At 73.3% G+C, this 16879-nt stretch carries 15 protein-coding genes; 1 reads left to right on the top strand and 14 read right to left on the bottom strand.

What is annotated here, in order from left to right; genetic code table 11:
* Positions 1–34: 34 nt before the first annotated feature.
* The 10 genes from AW27_RS05615 to ggt all read right to left on the bottom strand — a co-directional run bounded on the left by AW27_RS05615 (position 35) and on the right by ggt (position 11971).
* Positions 35–1453, bottom strand: a complete 1419-nt coding sequence (locus AW27_RS05615) for a phytoene desaturase family protein (protein ID WP_052030021.1) — start codon at positions 1451–1453, stop codon at positions 35–37.
* Positions 1454–1527: 74 nt separating this feature from the next.
* A complete protein-coding gene (locus AW27_RS05620; protein ID WP_037915780.1) occupies positions 1528–2352 on the bottom strand; it encodes an inositol monophosphatase family protein in 825 nt (274 codons plus the stop codon).
* A gap of 129 nt (positions 2353–2481) precedes the next feature.
* Positions 2482–3483: a TIGR03842 family LLM class F420-dependent oxidoreductase gene (locus AW27_RS05625; protein ID WP_037915778.1), complete on the bottom strand. Its 1002-nt coding sequence runs from the start codon at positions 3481–3483 to the stop codon at positions 2482–2484.
* A gap of 56 nt (positions 3484–3539) precedes the next feature.
* The gene (gene hydA, locus AW27_RS05630) at positions 3540–4940 is read right to left on the bottom strand and encodes a dihydropyrimidinase (protein ID WP_037915776.1); all 1401 of its coding nucleotides are present in this window, start codon (positions 4938–4940) and stop codon (positions 3540–3542) included.
* Between the two features lie 12 nt (positions 4941–4952).
* Positions 4953–6257, bottom strand: coding sequence for an aspartate aminotransferase family protein (locus AW27_RS05635; protein WP_037915774.1), 1305 nt, complete (start codon positions 6255–6257; stop codon positions 4953–4955).
* Positions 6254–7096 (bottom strand): nitrilase-related carbon-nitrogen hydrolase, encoded by an 843-nt coding sequence (locus tag AW27_RS05640; RefSeq protein ID WP_037915772.1) that lies wholly within the window; start codon positions 7094–7096, stop codon positions 6254–6256. Before AW27_RS05640 ends, AW27_RS05635 begins: the two co-directional genes overlap by 4 nt.
* A gap of 439 nt (positions 7097–7535) precedes the next feature.
* A complete protein-coding gene (locus AW27_RS05645; RefSeq protein WP_106967498.1) occupies positions 7536–9080 on the bottom strand; it encodes a hypothetical protein in 1545 nt (514 codons plus the stop codon).
* A gap of 99 nt (positions 9081–9179) precedes the next feature.
* A complete protein-coding gene (locus AW27_RS05650) occupies positions 9180–9560 on the bottom strand; it encodes a PPOX class F420-dependent oxidoreductase (RefSeq protein WP_037915767.1) in 381 nt (126 codons plus the stop codon).
* Positions 9561–9740: 180 nt separating this feature from the next.
* Positions 9741–9917 (bottom strand): hypothetical protein, encoded by a 177-nt coding sequence (locus AW27_RS05655; RefSeq protein WP_157840144.1) that lies wholly within the window; start codon positions 9915–9917, stop codon positions 9741–9743.
* 248 nt (positions 9918–10165) lie between these two features.
* Positions 10166–11971 carry a gamma-glutamyltransferase gene (ggt, locus tag AW27_RS05660; RefSeq protein ID WP_078555781.1) on the bottom strand — a complete coding sequence of 602 codons (1806 nt, stop codon included), beginning with the start codon at positions 11969–11971 and terminating at the stop codon, positions 10166–10168.
* A 216-nt stretch (positions 11972–12187) separates the two neighbouring features.
* Between ggt and AW27_RS05665 the strand changes: the two genes are divergently transcribed.
* Positions 12188–12913 (top strand): hypothetical protein, encoded by a 726-nt coding sequence (locus AW27_RS05665; RefSeq protein ID WP_037915762.1) that lies wholly within the window; start codon positions 12188–12190, stop codon positions 12911–12913.
* Here AW27_RS05665 and AW27_RS05670 read toward each other — a convergent pair.
* The 4 genes from AW27_RS05670 to AW27_RS05685 form a co-directional block, all read right to left on the bottom strand.
* Complete coding sequence (locus AW27_RS05670; protein WP_037915760.1) at positions 12873–14132, bottom strand: cytochrome P450; 1260 nt, start codon at positions 14130–14132, stop codon at positions 12873–12875. The two genes, AW27_RS05665 and AW27_RS05670, sit on opposite strands and share 41 nt — an antisense overlap.
* A 70-nt stretch (positions 14133–14202) precedes the next feature.
* Positions 14203–14739 (bottom strand): GerMN domain-containing protein, encoded by a 537-nt coding sequence (locus AW27_RS05675; RefSeq protein ID WP_037915757.1) that lies wholly within the window; start codon positions 14737–14739, stop codon positions 14203–14205.
* A complete protein-coding gene (locus tag AW27_RS05680) occupies positions 14736–16181 on the bottom strand; it encodes a sensor histidine kinase (protein WP_037915755.1) in 1446 nt (481 codons plus the stop codon). Before AW27_RS05680 ends, AW27_RS05675 begins: the two co-directional genes overlap by 4 nt.
* 6 nt (positions 16182–16187) lie before the next feature.
* Positions 16188–16871, bottom strand: a complete 684-nt coding sequence (locus tag AW27_RS05685) for a response regulator transcription factor (protein ID WP_037915752.1) — start codon at positions 16869–16871, stop codon at positions 16188–16190.
* Positions 16872–16879 lie beyond the last annotated feature (8 nt).

A 16879-nucleotide genomic window follows, 5' to 3' on the forward strand; every position in this document is an offset into this window, starting at 1 on the left:
AAGTCCTTTCACGGTTCGGGGGGCGGGCGGCGCCTCAGGAGGCCTGGCGCAGGTGGCGCCAGACCGCCTTGGCGGCGTTGTGGCCGGACATGCCGTGGACGCCCGGGCCCGGCGGGGTCGCCGAGGAGCAGATGAAGACCGCCGGGTGGGCGGTGGTGTAGGGGGAGAGGCTGAGCCGGGGGCGCAGCAGGAGCTGCAGGCCCGATGCGGCCCCGCAGGCGATGTCGCCGCCGACGTAGTTGGGGTTGCGGGCGGCGAGCTGAGGCGGTCCGGCCGTGGCGCGGGCCAGGACCCGGTCGCGGAAGCCCGGGGCGAAGCGCTCCAGTTGGCGCTCGACGGCATCGGTGAGGTCGCCGTCCCAGCCCGCGGGGACGTGGCCGTACGCCCAGAAGACGTGCTTGCCCTCGGGGGCCCGGCCGGGGTCGGCCAGGCTGGGCTGGGCAGTGATCAGGAACGGCGTGCGGGGGGCCCGGCCGGCCGAGGCGAGCTGCAGGGCGGCGTCGATGTCGCGTGTGCGCGGGCCGATCTGGACGGTGCCGGCGCGGCGCGGCTCCTCCGCCGTCCACGGAACCGGTCCGTCCAGCGCGTAGTCGATCTTGAATACGGAGGCGCCGTACCGGTAGCCGTCGTAGGCGCGGCCCAATCGGGCGATCCGGGCCAACGCCGTGGGCGAGGTGTCAAAGACGTAGGCGCGGGCGGGCGGGAGGTCGTCGAGCCGCTTGACCTCGAAGTCCGTGTGGATCGCTCCACCGAGGTCGCGCAGGTAGGAGGCCAGGGCGTCGGAGATCGACTGGGAGCCGCCGCGGGCCATGGGCCAGCCGCCCGCGTGGGCGGCGAGGGCGAAGACCAGGCCGACGCCACCGGTCCCGATCCCGCCGAGCGGTGCGATGACGTGGGCCACGAGCCCCGCGAACAGCGCCCGCGCCCGTTCGTCCCGGAAGCGGCGCAGCAGCCAGGTGGAGGGCGGCAGGCCGGCCAGCCCGAAGCGGGCGAGGGTCACCGGGTCACGGGGCAGTGCGGTGTCCGGCAGGGACATGAAGTCCCGGGCCAGGGTGTCCCATCGGCCGAGGAAGGGTCCGACCAGGCGCCGGTAGGCGCCCGCGTCGCGCGGCCCGAAGGACGCCGCCGTCTCCGCGACGGAGCGCGCGAGGACGGCGGCCGTCCCGTCGTCGAAGGGGTGCGCCATCGGAAGCGGGGCGTGCAGCCATTCCAGTCCGTACCGCTTCAACGGCATCGTGGCGAAGACCGGCGAACCGGCGCCCAGCGGGTGCACCGCCGCGCAGGGGTCGTGCCGGAAGCCGGGCAGGGTGAGCTCCTCGGTCCGGGCTCCCCCGCCGACCGTGGCGGCGGCCTCGAAGACGGCCACCGAGAAGCCGCGCCGGGCCAGTTCGACGGCGGCCGTCAGCCCGTTGGGGCCCGCCCCCACCACGACCACATCGAAAATCGACGGCACTTGCGACTCCTTCGTTTCCGGCGGCGGCGCCTGCACCCCCAGGATATGGCGACGTACGGGCGGTCCCGGACCCCCTACGCGCCCCGGAGCAGATCGCGGACGCGCACGGCGGTCGCCTCGTCCCGTCCGACAGCGAACGGCAGGGCATTGTCGCGGTCCACCCGGAAGGGGACCCCCTCGACGGTGCTCTGTGCTCCGCCGGACTCGGCGACCAACAGCAGCCCGGCCGCGTGGTCCCAGGCCGAGGGCCACGTGAAGGCGAGGGCGTCCATCTCCCCGCGCGCCACCTTCAGGTACTCCAGGCCTGCCGAACCGCAGGGCCTGGCCGCGATCCCGGGCACGTCCAGCCGGGCCAGGGTGCGCTTGTTCTCGTCGCTGGTGTAGAGGGGGTGGGCGGTGGCGACCCGCAGGTCGGCACCGGGCTCGGGCGAACCGCTGCGTATCCGATGGCCGTTGACGTACGCGCCCTGCCCGTGCACGGCGGTCGCGAGCTCCTCCAGCGCCGGGGCGAAGGTCCAGGAAGCGAGCATCTCGCCGCGCAGCGCCAGGGCGACCAGGGTGCAGAAGGCCGGGTCGCCGTTCACGAACTGGCGGGTTCCGTCGACCGGGTCGACGATCCACACCGGGGCGTCCGCGCGCAGCGCCTCGTACACGGCGGGGTCGGCGTGGACGGCTTCTTCGCCGACCACGACCGAGCCGGGCAGCAGTCGGGTGAGGGAGGCCGTGAGGTGTTCCTCGGCCTTGCGGTCGGCGACGGTCACCAGGTCGTGCGGGCCGCTCTTCTGGTCGACCTCGTGCTCGGCGAGCTGCCTGAATCTCGGCATGATCTCGATCGCCGCCGCCTTGCGGACGGCTTCTTCCACATCGGGCAGGCCATGGGCCAGGAACTCATCGATCATGCCTCCAGCAAAGCACGCCCGGCCGACGAACCGCACCGCCGCCGTCGGACAGGAGTCGGACACCGGGTGGCCTCCGGGTGAACCCGCCGGCCGGCCCGGGCCTCGGCGGCCGGGCCGGCGGGGGCGGGGTCAAGCGTTCAGGGCGGGGATGATCTGCGCGCCATACGCGTCGATCGTGGACTCCTTCGCGTCGTGCATGTCGTAGACCGCGAACTGGTCGACGCCCAGGTCGCGCAGCGCCCGCAGCTTCTCGATGTGCGCCTCGGCCGGGCCCAGCAGGCAGAACCGGTCGACGATCTCGTCGGGGACGAAGTCCGTGGACGGGTTCCCGGCGCGGCCGTGGTGGCTGTAGTCGTAGCCCTGGCGGGCTTTGACGTAGTCGGTGAGCTCGTCGGGGACCATGCCGGAGTGCTCGCCGTAGCGGGAGACGAGGTCGGCGACGTGGTTGCCGACCATCCCGCCGAACCAGCGGCACTGATCGCGGGCGTGGGCCAGGTCGTCACCGACGTACGCAGGCGCCGCCACACAGATCGTGATCGCGGACGGTTCCCGGCCCGCCTCGACCGCGGCCTGCCGCACCGCCTTGATCATCCACTCGGTGAGGTAGGGGTCGGCGAGCTGGAGGATGAACCCGTCCGCCTTCTGCCCGGCCAGCGCGAGTGCCTTGGGGCCGTACGCGGCCATCCAGACGGGGAGTCTGCCGTCCTTGATCCACGGGATGCGGACCGGGCTGCCGTCGACGGACGCCTCGCGGCCCTCGGCGAGGTCACGGATGACGTCCATGGCCTCGCCGAGGCGGGCCAGGGTGTTGGGAGCGCGGCCCGCGACCCGCATCGCGGAGTCGCCACGGCCGATCCCGCAGACGGTGCGGTTGCCGTACATGTCGTTGAGGGTCGCGAAGGTCGAGGCGGTGACCTCCCAGGTGCGGGTGCCCGGGTTGGTCACCATCGGGCCGATGTGGAGCTTGGCGGTGTTGGCGAGGATCTGGCTGTAGATGACGAAGGGCTCCTGCCAGAGGACGGCGGAGTCGAAGGTCCAGCCGTAGCGGAAGCCGTTGCGCTCGGCGCGCTTCATGAGGCTGATGACCTGGGAGGCGGGCGGGTCGGTCTGCAGGACGAGGCCGAAGTCCATGCGGTGCTCCTTGCTGGGGAGTACGGGCCCCGGGGCGTGCGGGCCCCGGCGCCCCCTTACAGGTACTGGCAGGTGGAGCGGTGGACGAAGGCACCGTGGCCGGCCCGGCCGATGTACTCGCGCCGATCGACGACGAGTTCACCGCGCGAGAGGACGGTGTCGACACGGCCGGTGATCCGCCTGCCCTCGTACGCCGAGTAGTCCACGTTCATGTGGTGCGTCTCGGCGGAGATGACCTGCTCGGCGTGCGGATCGTAGAGCACGATGTCGGCGTCGGAGCCCGGCGCGATGGTGCCCTTCTGCGGGTAGAGCCCGAACATCCGGGCGGGTGTGGCGCAGGCGATCTCGATCCACCTGCGGCGGCTGATGTGGCCGTCCACCACCGCCTGGTGCAGGAGGTCCATGCGGTTCTCCACGCCCGGGAGCCCGTTGGGGATCTTCGAGAAGTCGCCCCGCCCCAGTTCCTTCTGGCCGCGGAAGCAGAAGGGGCAGTGGTCGGTGGAGACGACCTGGAGGTCGTTGGTCCGCAGACCCTGCCACAGGGCGGCCTGGTGTTCCCGGGGCCGCAGCGGGGTGGAGCAGACGTACTTGGCGCCCTGGAAGTCCGGCTCGGCCAGGTTGTCGGTGGACAGGAACAGGTACTGCGGGCACGTCTCCCCGAAGACCGGGAGCCCCTTGTCCCGGGCGGCGGCCAGCTCCGCCACCGCTTCCTGCGCCGAGACGTGCACGACGTACAGCGGGGCGCCGGCCACCCGCGCGAGCTGGATGGCGCGGTGGGTGGCCTCGGCCTCCAGGAGCACCTTGCGGACCTCGCCGTGGTGGCGCGGATCGGTCTCGCCGCGCGCCAGGGCCTGCTCGATGAGGACATCGATGGCGATGCCGTTCTCCGCGTGCATCATGATCAGGCCGCCGTTGGAGGACGCCCGCTGCATCGCGCGCAGGATCTGGCCGTCGTCCGAGTAGAAGACCCCCGGATACGCCATGAACAGTTTGAACGAACTCACGCCTTCCTCGACGAGTCCGTCCATTTCCTTGAGCGTGTGCTCGTTGACGTCCGACACGATCATGTGGAAGGCGTAGTCGATCGCGCAGTTCCCGTCGGCCTTGGCGTACCAGGCGTCCAGGCCGGCCCGCAGGGACTGCCCCTGCGACTGGACCGCGAAGTCGATGATCGTCGTCGTACCGCCCCAGGCCGCGGCCCGCGTCCCGGTCTCGAAGGTGTCCGATGCGGAGGTCCCGCCGAAGGGCAGCTCCATGTGGGTGTGCGCGTCGACCCCTCCCGGGATGACGTACTTGCCGGTCGCGTCGATCGTGCGTCCGGCCGTCCAGGCCCCGGCGGCCGCGGAGCCGTGCGCGGCGAGCGCCGCCACGCGGCCGTCCTCGATCAGGACGTCCGCGTGGAGTTCGTCCGCGGCGGTGACGACCAGGCCACCGCTGATGAGAGTGCGGTTGCTCATGCGTGGTTCCCCCTAGTCGACCCGGTTCGCTTGACGGAGTGCCCGTTCGAGGATCTCGGCGCCCTCCTCCGCCTCGGCAACGGTGAGGGAGAGCGGCGGCGCGACGCGCAGCACGCTGGTGTTGTAGCCACCGCCCTTACCGAGCAGCAGGCCGCCTTCGCGGGCGGCCTCCAGCACGGCGGAGGCGGCGGCCGGGTCGGCCTCGTCCGTGCCGGGCCTGGTCAGCTCGATGCCCGCCATCAGGCCCCGGCCGCGGACCTCCCGTACGGCGGGAACGTTGGCGGCAATGCCGCGCAGCCGTTCCAGCAGCAGGCCGCCGACGCGGCGGGCGTTACCCTGGAGGTCGTGTTCCAGCAGGTAGCCGAGATTGGCGATGCCGGCCGCCATGGTGACGGGCGAGCCGCCGAAGGTGGAGATGGAGTTGGAGTCCAGGCAGTTCATCACCTCGGCGCGGGCGACGACACCGCCGATGGACATGCCGTTGCCGATGCCCTTGGCGAAGGTGAGGATGTCCGGCGGGCCGTTCTGGGCGTGGGCCTGCCAGCCCCAGAAGTGGTCGCCGGTGCGGCCCCATCCGGTCTGCACCTCGTCGCTGATCCAGAGGATGCCGTGGCGGTCGAGGACCTCGCGGAAGGCTCCGTACAGGCCGTCGGGCGGGGACGTGAAGCCCCCGACGCCCTGAACCGGTTCGGCGATGAGCGCGGCCACTCCCCCGCGGGCCTGGCCCAGTACGTCCTGGAGGTCGGCGACGGCCGCGGCGGTGAAGGCGGTGTCGTCGAGGTGGGCGAAGGGGCCGCGGGTGCGGACGGCGCCGTGGACGTAGTACGTCTGCAGCGGTGAGAGGCTGGTCGGCGACCAGCTGCGGTTGCCGGTCACGGAGACCGTGGAGAAGGACCTGCCGTGGTAGCTGTTGCGCATCGCCAGGATCTGGTTGGAGCGCCGGTACGTCGTCGCCAGGAGCAGGGCGGTGTCGTTGGCCTCGGTGCCGGAGGTGGTGAAGAAGACGCGGGCGTCGGGGATGCCGGACAGGGCGGCGACCCGCTCGGCCAGCTCGATCATCGGCCGGTTGAGGTACAGGGTGGAGGAGTGGATGATCCGCCCGGCCTGCTCGGCGACGGCCTTGGTGACCTCGGGCAGGGCGTGGGCGGTCATCGTGGTGAGGATGCCGCCGAAGAAGTCGAGGTAGCGCTTGCCGTCGGCGTCCCAGACATGGCGCCCCTCGCCGTGGGTGAGCTCGATGGGGTTCTCGTAGTAGAGCGCGAGCCAGTCGGGCAGGACGGTGCGATGGCGGTGGTGGAGCGGGGTGGGGTCGGTCACGGCTGTACGAGCCCTCCGTAGGCGTCGGGGCGACGGTCGCGGTAGAAGGCCCACTGGTCGCGGACCTCCTTGATCTGGTCGAAGTCGAGGTCGCGGACGAGGAGTTCCTCCTCCTTGTCGCTGGCGACGTCGCCGACGAACCGGCCGCGCGGGTCAACGAAGTAGCTGGTGCCGTAGAAGTCGTTGTCGCCGTACTCCTCCTGGCCGACCCGGTTGATGGCCGCGATGAAGTACTCGTTGGCGACGGCCGCGGCGGGCTGCTCCAGCTGCCACAGGTAGGCGGAGAGGCCACGGTGGGTGGCGGACGGGTTGTAGACCAGTTGGGCTCCGGCCAGGCCCAGTTGGCGCCAGCCCTCGGGGAAGTGGCGGTCGTAGCAGATGTAGACGCCGATCCGGCCGACGGCGGTGTCGAAGACGGGCCAGCCCAGGTTGCCCGGGCGGAAGTAGTACTTCTCCCAGAAGCCCTTGACCTGCGGGATGTGGTGCTTGCGGTACTTGCCGAGGTAGCTGCCGTCGGCGTCGATGACGGCGGCGGTGTTGTAGTAGAAGCCCTCGCTCTCCAGCTCGAAGACGGGGACGACGATGACCATCCCGGTCTCGCGGGCGAGGTCCTGCATGCGGCGGACGGTCGGGCCGTCGGGGACGGCCTCGGCCCAGCGGTAGTGCTCGGGCTCCTGCACCTGGCAGAAGTAGGGGGCGTTGAACACTTCCTGGAAGCCGATGATCTTCGCGCCTTCGGCGGCGGCCCGACGGGCGTACTCCTCGTGCTTGGCGATCATCGATTCGGTGTCTCCGGTCCAGGTGGCCTGGACCAGCGCGGCGCGGACGACTTGGGCCATGAGCTGCTCCTTGCGACGGGAACGCCGGTTCTACGCACGTAGACGGAGTGCGTAGGGAGTAGAACGTAGGCCTCGCCACAGCGTGGGGCAAGACCGCCGTGCACGGTTGGAGTAGTCGATCACGTTACGTCGCGCGGTGGTCGATAGCGGTCAGCAGGCGGGGCTTTGACGACATGAAGCGGGGGGTGTCCGCAACACGGCCCCGTCCCCGCCTCCGTATCGGCCTCCGTATCGGCCTCCGTCGTGGTGCCCGCCTCTCCACGCTCACCCGTACCGCAAGGGAGACCGTGGAGCCCACCGCCGCAAGCGCGGTCATCGACGGGCGTTGCGGCCCCTTGGGGTGGCCGCTTACGCTCCTGCCCCTGACCACTCCGCGAGCCGCTGCACTCCAGCCGCCCCGCGAAACCCGCAGGTCAGACCGTAGGATCCTGCTGGAGTACTAGGTGGCGACGATGCCGGCCACCCGCAGGGCGTGCAGGAGGTCGCGGTGGCGGGCGCCGGAGAGTAAACCGGCCGCCTGGAGCAGACGGGGGGCGAGCCACCGCGGGTCGTACCGGGCCAGGGCGGCGGCCTCCTCCGCGGTGCGGACCCGCACGAAGGCTCCGAGCAGGGCGTCGGCCTCCCGGTTCCGGCCGGCCGCGCCGAGCGCGAGGGCCGCGTCCGCGACCTCGGCGGAGGGGCGGGCGACGCCCTGGCGCAACAGGGTGTCACGGTCGGCCTCCCGGCCGGCGTCGCCGAGGGCCGCTGCGGCGGCCGCGAGCCGTTCGGGCGGTAGCGAAGCCGCTTCCCAGAGCAGGGTGGCCCAGTCGGCGGTGAGCCCCGCGCGGGCGAGTTCGGCGGCCAGGGCGGGCAACTGTCCGGCGGGCCAGGCCGCGGCCTGGCAGAGCAGGGCGTGCGCCTCACCAGTACGCCCCTGCGCGCGCAGGGCGAGCAGTTCGGCGGCGACGGCCCGCGGCCTGCCGGGCGGTGGCGCGGGCTCGGGCGCGGCCTCCGGTACGGCCGCGGGCTCGGGCTGCGGCTCGGGCCGCGGCTCGGGTGCGGCCTTCGGCGGGCCGAACCGGGCACCGCGCGGGGCGGGACGGGCTTCCGGGCTGCCCGGCCCACCCGGGGCGTGGGCGTCCGGGTGGCCGGGAGGCGGGGTGAACGCCAGGGGCTCGGAAGCCGCCGTCCCGGCGTACCGGGCACCCCCGACCCGCCGCGCCCCGCGCAGCCACCGTCCCTCGGCCCGCCCGACGGGCGGCAGCACCGCCGTCGCGCCCTCGTCGGCCCCGCCGGCCCCGTCCTGCGGCCGGGCTCCCGCCCGTGCAGCGGTCCGGGCGGACGCGGCAGCCCCCGGTTCCGCGGCCTGCGGGCCCGGATCCTCCGGCCCCGCACCCGCTTCGGCCGGGGACGCCTGCCGGGTGCCCGCCGGGGCGGTGTCCCCGACGGGCCCGGCGGGTACGCCCGCACGGGGCGCAGGCACCGGTCGCGGGTCCGTTCCGGTAGCGGGCCGGGGCGGACGTGCGGGCCGCTGCTGGGGGACGACCTGCGGCGGGGCGGCCTCCAGGGCGGCCAGGCGGGCCGCCAGGTCCTCGTGGCGGGCCGCGGCGCGGGCCACGTCGTCCTGGGTCCAGGACAGTTCGCGGGTCAGGGCTTCGGTCTCGGCCCGGTCTGCGGTCCCGCCGAGCCGTGCGGTCAGGGTCCGCAGGGCGGCCTCCGATTCGGCCCGCTGGGCCGCGGCCGCCGCGAGCAGGGTCCGCAGTTCTTCGCCGCCCCCCGGCAGTCGGTCCCACACGGTGACCGCTGCCGCCCGCAGCCGCGCGGCGTATACCGTCTCCCGCGCCGCGAGCTCCTTGCCGCCCACCCCCGCCAGGTCCCGCAGCAGCGACTCCACCACGTCCCACGGAGGTATCGCCACCCCGTCCAGGCAGGCCCGCATGCCCTCCGGATCCCGACGCAGGAACTCCCCGTACCAGCCCGCTCCGGCATCCAGCCTCTGCGTCAACCCCCGCAAATATCCGGAGAGTTGACTGATCGCAAGTGAAGTCGCGGTCTCCATGACCGCATTGGACCCCACCCGTGTTACGGGCGGGCTACGGGAGTCTCAAAGCTTGACGGCGATCGCGGTGTGCGGGCGCTTGCCCCGCCGCACCAGAGCGGCGGGCACGTCCACCGCCCAGAACTGCCAGGTGTACTTGCGCGACATCAGCTTGCGCACCCGGCGCAGGCCGTCGTCGTCGAGCAGCCGGGCCTGCCCCTCGTACACGGGAGTCCCCTCCTCCAGGCGCCCGCGCACGTCGCACGCGGCGACGGTGACCCGCCCGTCGTTGCGGATGCGCTTGACCTTCCACGAATCGCTGCGCGTCCACACGTACAGCTCACCCCCGTCGGCGACCGCCCACACGGGCGTGGCCACGGGCGTGCCGTCCTTGCGGAACGTGGTGAGGCTGACGTACCGCGCGCTGCCGAGCTGCTGGAGACCCATACCCGGACCCTAGCGCGGACGGCCGGCGACCCGGCCCACCGCCGCCGCATCGGCCGGGGCCGGGTGGGGGAAGGGCGGGGTGGGGGCGACACGGCGCGCCCACGTCCCGGGCGCGGCGCGCCCCGGCGGCGGATGGGCACCTCGCGCCACCTGTCGGGGGCGGGAACGTCAGCTCACCGCTCAGCGGCCGTGCGGGCCGCCCGGCTCAGCGGGTCCCGTGCGGCCGCGCCCGTCCGCGTCGTGCACGGTTCCCGGACGGCCGTCCGGCAGGGCGCACGCCGCCAGCAGCAGGCCTCCCGCGAGGAGGGCGCCGACGGCTGCGCATCCGAGTCGCTTGGCTGCGTTCGTTGCTGACACGTCCTGACGTCTGCCCCGCCCGCGGCACGTTCCACCGCAGTTTGGGCCGTTCGGCCCCGGCTCCCGCCCGAACGGCACGATCGCGGTGGCACGGACGCCGCCCGGTGCGACGGCGTCGGCGACGACCGGACCCCGCGCTCCGCCGACGGCACCCGCGCCGCCCGTGCGGAGCCCGCGATCGCGATCACCGGACGCGGGCCGGGGTCCTCACCGCGGTCCGTCCGTGCTCCGTCCTCCTGGGGCGTCCTTCACCATGTGCCGTGCGGGTGTACGACCATGGCCGAGCCACCGCCGCGTCGGGAGGTCTCGGCCGCCGCCAGCCAGCGGCCGTCGGGCAGCCGCTGGACGCCGGTGGCGGCGCCGATCTCCGGGTTCTGTCGGAAGCCCTGGCCCAGGGCTTCCAGTTCGGCGCGCAGCGGACTGTTCCACAGGCCCGGCTCCAGCTCGGTGGTGGTCTGGTTGCGCTGGCTGGCCCGTGGCGTGGCGATGGCGTCGACGAGCGGCAGGCCCCGGTCCAGGTGGCCGGTCAGGGTCTGCAGGACGGTGGTGATGATCGTGGCACCGCCGGGCGACCCGACCGCCAGCACCGGCCGGCCGTGGTCCAGCACGATCGTCGGGGACATCGACGAGCGCGGCCGCTTGCCGGGGCCGGGCAGGTTCGGGTCCGGGACTCCGGGGGCCGCCGGGGCGAAGGAGAAGTCGGTGAGCTCGTTGTTGAGCAGGAACCCGCGGCCGGGGACCGTGATCGCGCTGCCCCCGGTGGACTCGATGGTCAGGGTGTAGGAGACGACGTTGCCCCACCGGTCGGCGACCGTCAGGTGCGTGGTGTTCTCGCCCTCGTACGTGGTGGGGGCGGCCTGCCCGGTGGTGGCACAGGGCTGCGGGCTGCGCGGGTCGCCGGGGGCCAGCGGGCTGGTCAGGGCCCGGTCGGGCCTGATCAGGCAGGCTCGGGAGTCGGCGAACCGCTGCGAGAGCAGTTCGCGTGTCGGTACGTCCTCGGCGGCCGGGTCGCCGACCCAGCGTCCGCGGTCGGCGAAGGAGATCCGGGAGGCCTCGATGAGGTGGTGCAGGTACTGGGCGTCGGAGAGCTTCGCGAGGTCGGTCCGTTCCAGGATGTTCAGCGCCTCGCCGACCGTGGTGCCGCCGGAGGACGAGGGCGCCATGCTGTAGACGTCCAGGCCCCGGTAGTTCACCCGGGTCGGGGTCTGCCGCTTGGTGCCGTACGCGCGCAGATCCCCGGCGGTCAGGTCACCCGCCCGGACCGTACGGGTGGCCGCGGGGTCCACCGGGGGCGTGCGGACGGCGCGGACGATGTCGTCGGCGATGCGGCCCCGGTAGAGGGCGCCGGTGCCCTTGCGTGCCAGTTCGGCGTAGGTGTCGGCGAGGTCGGGGTTCTTGAAGGTGGAGCCGACGGCGGGCAGGGAGCCGCCGGGCAGGAAGAGCTTCGCGGTGTCCGGGAAGTCCCGGAACCGCGCCTCGTTGAGCTCGGTCTGGGCCCGGAAGGTGGCGTCCACCGTGAAGCCGTCGCGGGCCAGTCTCTCGGCGGGCTTGAGCAGGTGGCGCAGCGGGCGGCTGCCCCAGGCGTCGAGTGCGCTCTTCCAGGTGGCCGCGGTGCCGGGGACACCGACGCCGAGGCCGCTGGTCTGGCCCTCGGCGAAGGGGATGGGCAGGCCGTTCTCCTGGAACAGGGCGGCCGTGGCGGTGGCCGGGGCGGTCTCCCGGCCGTCGATGGTGTGCACCCGGTGCGAGCGGGCGTCGTAGTAGACGAAGTATCCTCCGCCCCCGATGCCCGCCGAATAGGGCTCGGTGACCCCCAGTGCGGCGGCGGTGGCGACGGCCGCGTCGACGGCGTTGCCGCCGGCGCGCAGCACGGCGATCCCGGCGGCCGAGGCGTCGGCGTCGACGCTGGCGACGGCTCCGCCGTAGCCGACGGCGACGGGCGCCTTCGCCGGTGGGGCCGGGGTCGCGGCGGCGGGCGGGGCGGCCGTGGTCGCGGCGAGCGCGGCGACGACGGTCAGCAGCGGTAACGTGCGGGCTACGGCGGGACGGTGCATCCGGACCTCCAGTGGCAGCGTGGGCCGAGCCTAGCGCCGGGCCCGCCGCCCCGTCAGGGCGTCGGCGGGGGCGCGCCGTACGGCCGGACCGACCGGATCGGGCCCCGGCGGTGGTCCCGCCGCGGCCGGCCCACGCGGTCCGGTGACGCGGCGAGGTGCCGTGCCGGGGACCGCGGCCCGGTGAACCCCGCCGGTCGGCGTACTAGCATCCGGCGCATGAACGACGACGTGCGCAACATCGTGCTCGGGGTGATAGCCGCCGCCGTCAGCGGTGGGTTCGGCTGGTTCTCCCGGACCTTCCTCTGGCGGCGCGCGCTCCGCCGCAAGCAGGCGTTCTTCGGGCTGCCGACCGGCTCCGACTGCCTGTTCGTGGTCAATCGGCAGATGGGGGGAAAGGACTCCTCCCTGCACCGCAACGACGCCTTCGCCCTGCTGGAGATCTCCGCCCTGATCAAGGACTGCGGGGCGAACGTCCAGATCGTCACGCACGACACGGCCCGTCAGGGGTTCGGCGACCGGGCCGAGTTCTGCGTCGGCGGGCCGTCGTCCAACGCCCGCACCACGGCGCACCTGGCGTCCATGCTGCCGGGGATCACCGTGAACACCGAGACCGAGCAGCACGAGGACCGGGGCGCGATCACGGTGGGCGGGGAGACTTACCGGTGGCGCAAGGGGCTGGAGGAGTTCGTGGTGCTGGCCCGGCTGGTGGGCGGGGAGGGCGGCCGTCCGGTGTTCCTGCTCTCGGGCCAGACCGCGGTCAGCAACCAGGCGGCCGCCCGGTACCTGGGCCGACACCACACGCGGCTGGCGCGCAGGTACGGGGTGGGCTCCTTCTGCCTGGTGCTGAAGGTGGTCAACTCCGACGCCTACGGGCCGGACGTGACCGAGCTGGTCGCGGACGTCACCGGGCCGGCCCGGACACCCGCAGCGGCAGCCGTGTGATCCCGTTGATGAAGTTGGATACCAACCGCCGCGGCGCGTCGCTGAGTTCGGGTGCGGGCATGGCAGTACACCACTCCTGGTAGAGGGTGCGCAGCTGGAGGCGGGCGAAGTGCGCGCCGAGGCAGACGTGCGGGCCGTCCCCGAAGGACACGTGCGGGTTGGGCGTGCGGCCGAGGTCCAGGCGGCCCGGGTCGGTGAAGACGCGTTCGTCGTGGTTGGCGGAGGCGTGCAGGACGACGACCTTGTCACCGGTCCGGACCGGCTGTCCGGCCAGTTCGTGGTCGACGGCGGCGGTGCGGCGGAAGCTGAGGACCGGTGGGTGGACGCGCAGGAGTTCGTCGACGGCGCGTTCCGGGGGCACGTTCCCCTCGGCGAGCCGGCGGTACTCGTCCGGGGCGTGGGCGAGGGCGAGCAGGCCTCCGGGGGCGGCGCTGCGCACGGTGTCGTTGCCCGCCACGGTGAGCAGGAAGAAGAACATCTCCAGTTCGGCCGGGTCGAGTCCGGCGGTGGCCAGGGCGGTCATCACGTCGTCGCCGGGGTGTCGGCGTTTGTGGGCGGCGAGTGCGCGGGCGTACCCGAACATCTCGCCGAGCAGCGCCGGTGAGCGCGGGTTGCGGGGCTTGCCGTCGGGGCCGAGGAGCGGGGCGGGGGTGTCTTCCGGGTCCTGGTAGCCGATGACCCGTACGGTCCATTCCAGCAGCAGGGCCCGGTCGGCGGGCGGGATGCCGAGCAGGTCGGTGAGGTTGAGGAGCGCGTACTCGTCGGTGACGGTTCGGACGATGTCGGCGGCGCCGTCCTCGGCCGCGTCCCGGGCCGCGGCCAGCAGTGTGCGGGCCCGGTCGCGCACGCGCCCCGTGAAGGCGTCGACGCGGGCCGGGGTGAAGGCGCGGGCCACCAGGCGGCGCAGTCCGCCGTGCTCGGGGGGATCCTGGTTGAGCATGGTGCGGCGTAGGAAGGGCAGGTCGGCCGGGTCGGGGTCGCGGATCTGGGTGGCGCCCAGCCAGGAGGAGTACGTCCGGTGGTCGCGCAGGACCCGGACGACGTCGGCGTGCCGGGTGACGGCCCAGAAACCGGGGCCGGCGGGCCAGCCCTCGATCTCGGGCTCCGCCTGCCGGGCCACGGGGTGGCGGTCGCGCAGCAGCCGGTAGCGGTCGTGCGGGACCGCGGCGGCGTAGATGCGTGGGTCGAAGATGTCGGGGATGTCCGCGGCGTGGTCCATGCGGCCACGGTGGCGGGCGTGCGGTCGCGCCCGCAAGGGCGCCGCCCCCGCGGGCCGGAGCCGCCGGGCGTCAGCGCCGGGGGTCGCAGTCGGCGGCGGGAAGGACGGTGTCGGTGCCCTTGATGCTGACCCGGCTGAGGGTGTCCGGCACCGCGGAGACGCCGAGGGTGCACACCAGCTGGTTGCGGGCCAGCTCCGAGAGGCCTCCCACCGCGAAGGGGACGCTGACCGTCAAGCCCTTGTCCGGTGCGTACTTGCTCACCGCCACCGCGTCCACCTGCTCGTCGGAGACCTGCGGCAGCGCCGTGGTGAGTCCGGCCGCCGAAGCCGGACCGGTGGGCCCCTGGAGCAGCAGCCGCACGAGCGGTACGGGCGCGATGATGTACTCGCTGCTGAGCGGGAAGGGGACCGGGACGAGCCGGTCGCCCTCCTTGGCGACGAAGTAGAGGACGGCGGCCTTCTTACCGCCGGGGATGCCGACGGCGGCGGCGTGGCCGCTCTCGATCACCCCGGTGCGCTTGATCCCGCATCCGGCGAGCAGCAGGGCGCTGACCGCCAGCGCGGCGGTGGCCGCCGCGGCGCGGGCTCTCGTCGTGCGCCCTGTCATGCGCGGGCCTCCAGCGGCATGTCGAGGGTGAAGAGGGCACCGCCGGCGGGCCGGTTGCCCGCCCGGAGGGTGCCGCCGTGCAGGCGGACGTTCTCCAGGGTGATGGCGAGTCCGAGGCCGCTGCCGGCGGAACGGGTCCGGGCGGCGTCGGCCTTGAAGAAGCGGTCGAAGATGTGCGGCAGCACCTCGGGGGCGATGCCGGGTCCGCTGTCGGCGACGTCGACGAGGAGTCGTTCGCCGTTCTCGCCGGGTGCGGTGCGCACGGTGACGTGGACGGGGGCGCCGCCGTGCCGCAGGGCGTTGCCGACGAGGTTGGCGAGGACCACGTCGAAGCGGCGCGGGTCGAGGCGGGCGCGTACGCCGTGGGGCAGCGCGGTGGTGACGCGGTGGTCGTCCCAGTGGCGCCGTTCGAGCGTCTTGCGGACGGCTTCGGCGATGTCCACGTCGTCGAGGTTGAGCTCGGCGGCCCGGGCGTCGAAGCGGGAGATCTCCATGAGGTCCTCGACGAGAACGGCGAGTTTGCCGGTCTCGGCGCTGACCAGGCGCAGGGCCTTGGCGGTGTCGGCGTCCAGGCGCGCGGCGTCCTCGTCGAGGACCTCGGTCACGGCGAGCATCCCGGCGAGCGGGGTGCGTAGTTCGTGGGAGACGTCGGAGGCGAAGCGGCGGGCCCGGACCTCGGCCTCCTGGAGTTCGCGTACGGACTGTTCCAGGGCTCGGGCGGTCTCGTTGAAGGTGCGGGCGAGTCCGGCGAGTTCGTCCGCGCCGCGGACCTCGATGCGGGTGTCGAGGCGGCCGCGTCCCAGTTTCTGTGCGGCGCGGCGCATGTCGCGGACCGGCCGCAGCACGCTGCGGGCGGCCAGCAGGGCGGGGACGACGGCGATGGCCAGGCCCGGTACGGCGCCCTGCTGGGCGGCCTCGACCATGGCTTCGACGGTCTGCTTCTCGCCGGAGAGCGGGACGCTGGCGTAGAAGACGACGCCGGTGGAATCGGTGAATCCGTTGTGCTCGAAGACCGCGGGGACGCCGATCGTGAGCCAGGGGTTGCCGCGCTGGTCCTCGACGCGCTGGAAGGCGGCGTACTGGTTGTTGCGGACCCGGTCGCGCAGGCTGTCGGTGATCACGGTGGACGTGGGCGTGCCGGGGTTGGTGGAGACGCGTAGGCCGCCGTACTCGCCGAAGACGATCCACGGGTGGGGTTTGCCGCGCTTGCCGAGCTCGATGACGATGCGCTGCAGTTCCTGCTGGTCCAGCGGCAACTGGAGCTGCTGCTGCTCGACCTGGTCGCGCAGGGTGCTGACGGCGGTGTCCTGGGTCTGTTTGAGGATGGCGTTGCGCGCCTGCTGGTAGGTCAGGGCCGCGGTGGTTCCCGCGCTGATCGCGGCGACCAGGAGGAAGGCCGCTATCAGCCGGGTGCGCAGCCCCAGGGGGGCTATGCGTCGCACCGCGGCCTACAGGGGGCCGAAGCGGTAGCCGAAGCCGCGCACGGTCTGTATGTAGCGGGGGCTGCGGGCGGGGTCCTCGATCTTGTGGCGCAGGCGGCGTACGCAGGCGTCCACGAGCCGGGCGTCGGCGTGGTAGCTGTGGTCCCAGACGTACTCCAGGAGCTGCTGGCGGGAGAAGACCTGCTCGGGCGAGGCCGACAGGTGCAGCAGGAGCTTGATCTCGCTGGGGGCGAGGGCGACGCGGTCGCCGTTCTTCGCGACGGTCAGCCCGGCGCGGTCGATGGCGAGTTCGCCGTGCGTCTCGATGCCGGGACGGGACCCCACCGGGTCGCTGAGCCGGCGCAGGACGGCCTTGATGCGGGCTTCGATGACCTCGGTGCGGGCGGGTTTGACGATGTAGTCGTCGGCGCCCGCCTCCAGCCCGATGACGATGTCGAAGTCGTCGCCACGTGCGGTGAGCATGATGATCGGAACCTCGCTGGTCTGGCGGATGCGGTGGCAGACCTGGACGCCGTTGATGCCGGGCAGCATCAGGTCCAGCAGCACGAGCTCGGGTCGGAAGGCCGCCATCAGGGCGAGTCCGTCCTCCCCGGTCTCGGCGGCCCGCACGTCGTGGCCGCGGCGGCGCAGGCCGAGGCCCACCCCCTCGCGGACGGAAGGGTCGTCCTCGATCAGCAGTACACGTGGCATCCGGTCAG

This window comes from Streptomyces sp. PCS3-D2 (assembly GCF_000612545.2).
Classification (GTDB): domain Bacteria; phylum Actinomycetota; class Actinomycetes; order Streptomycetales; family Streptomycetaceae; genus Streptomyces.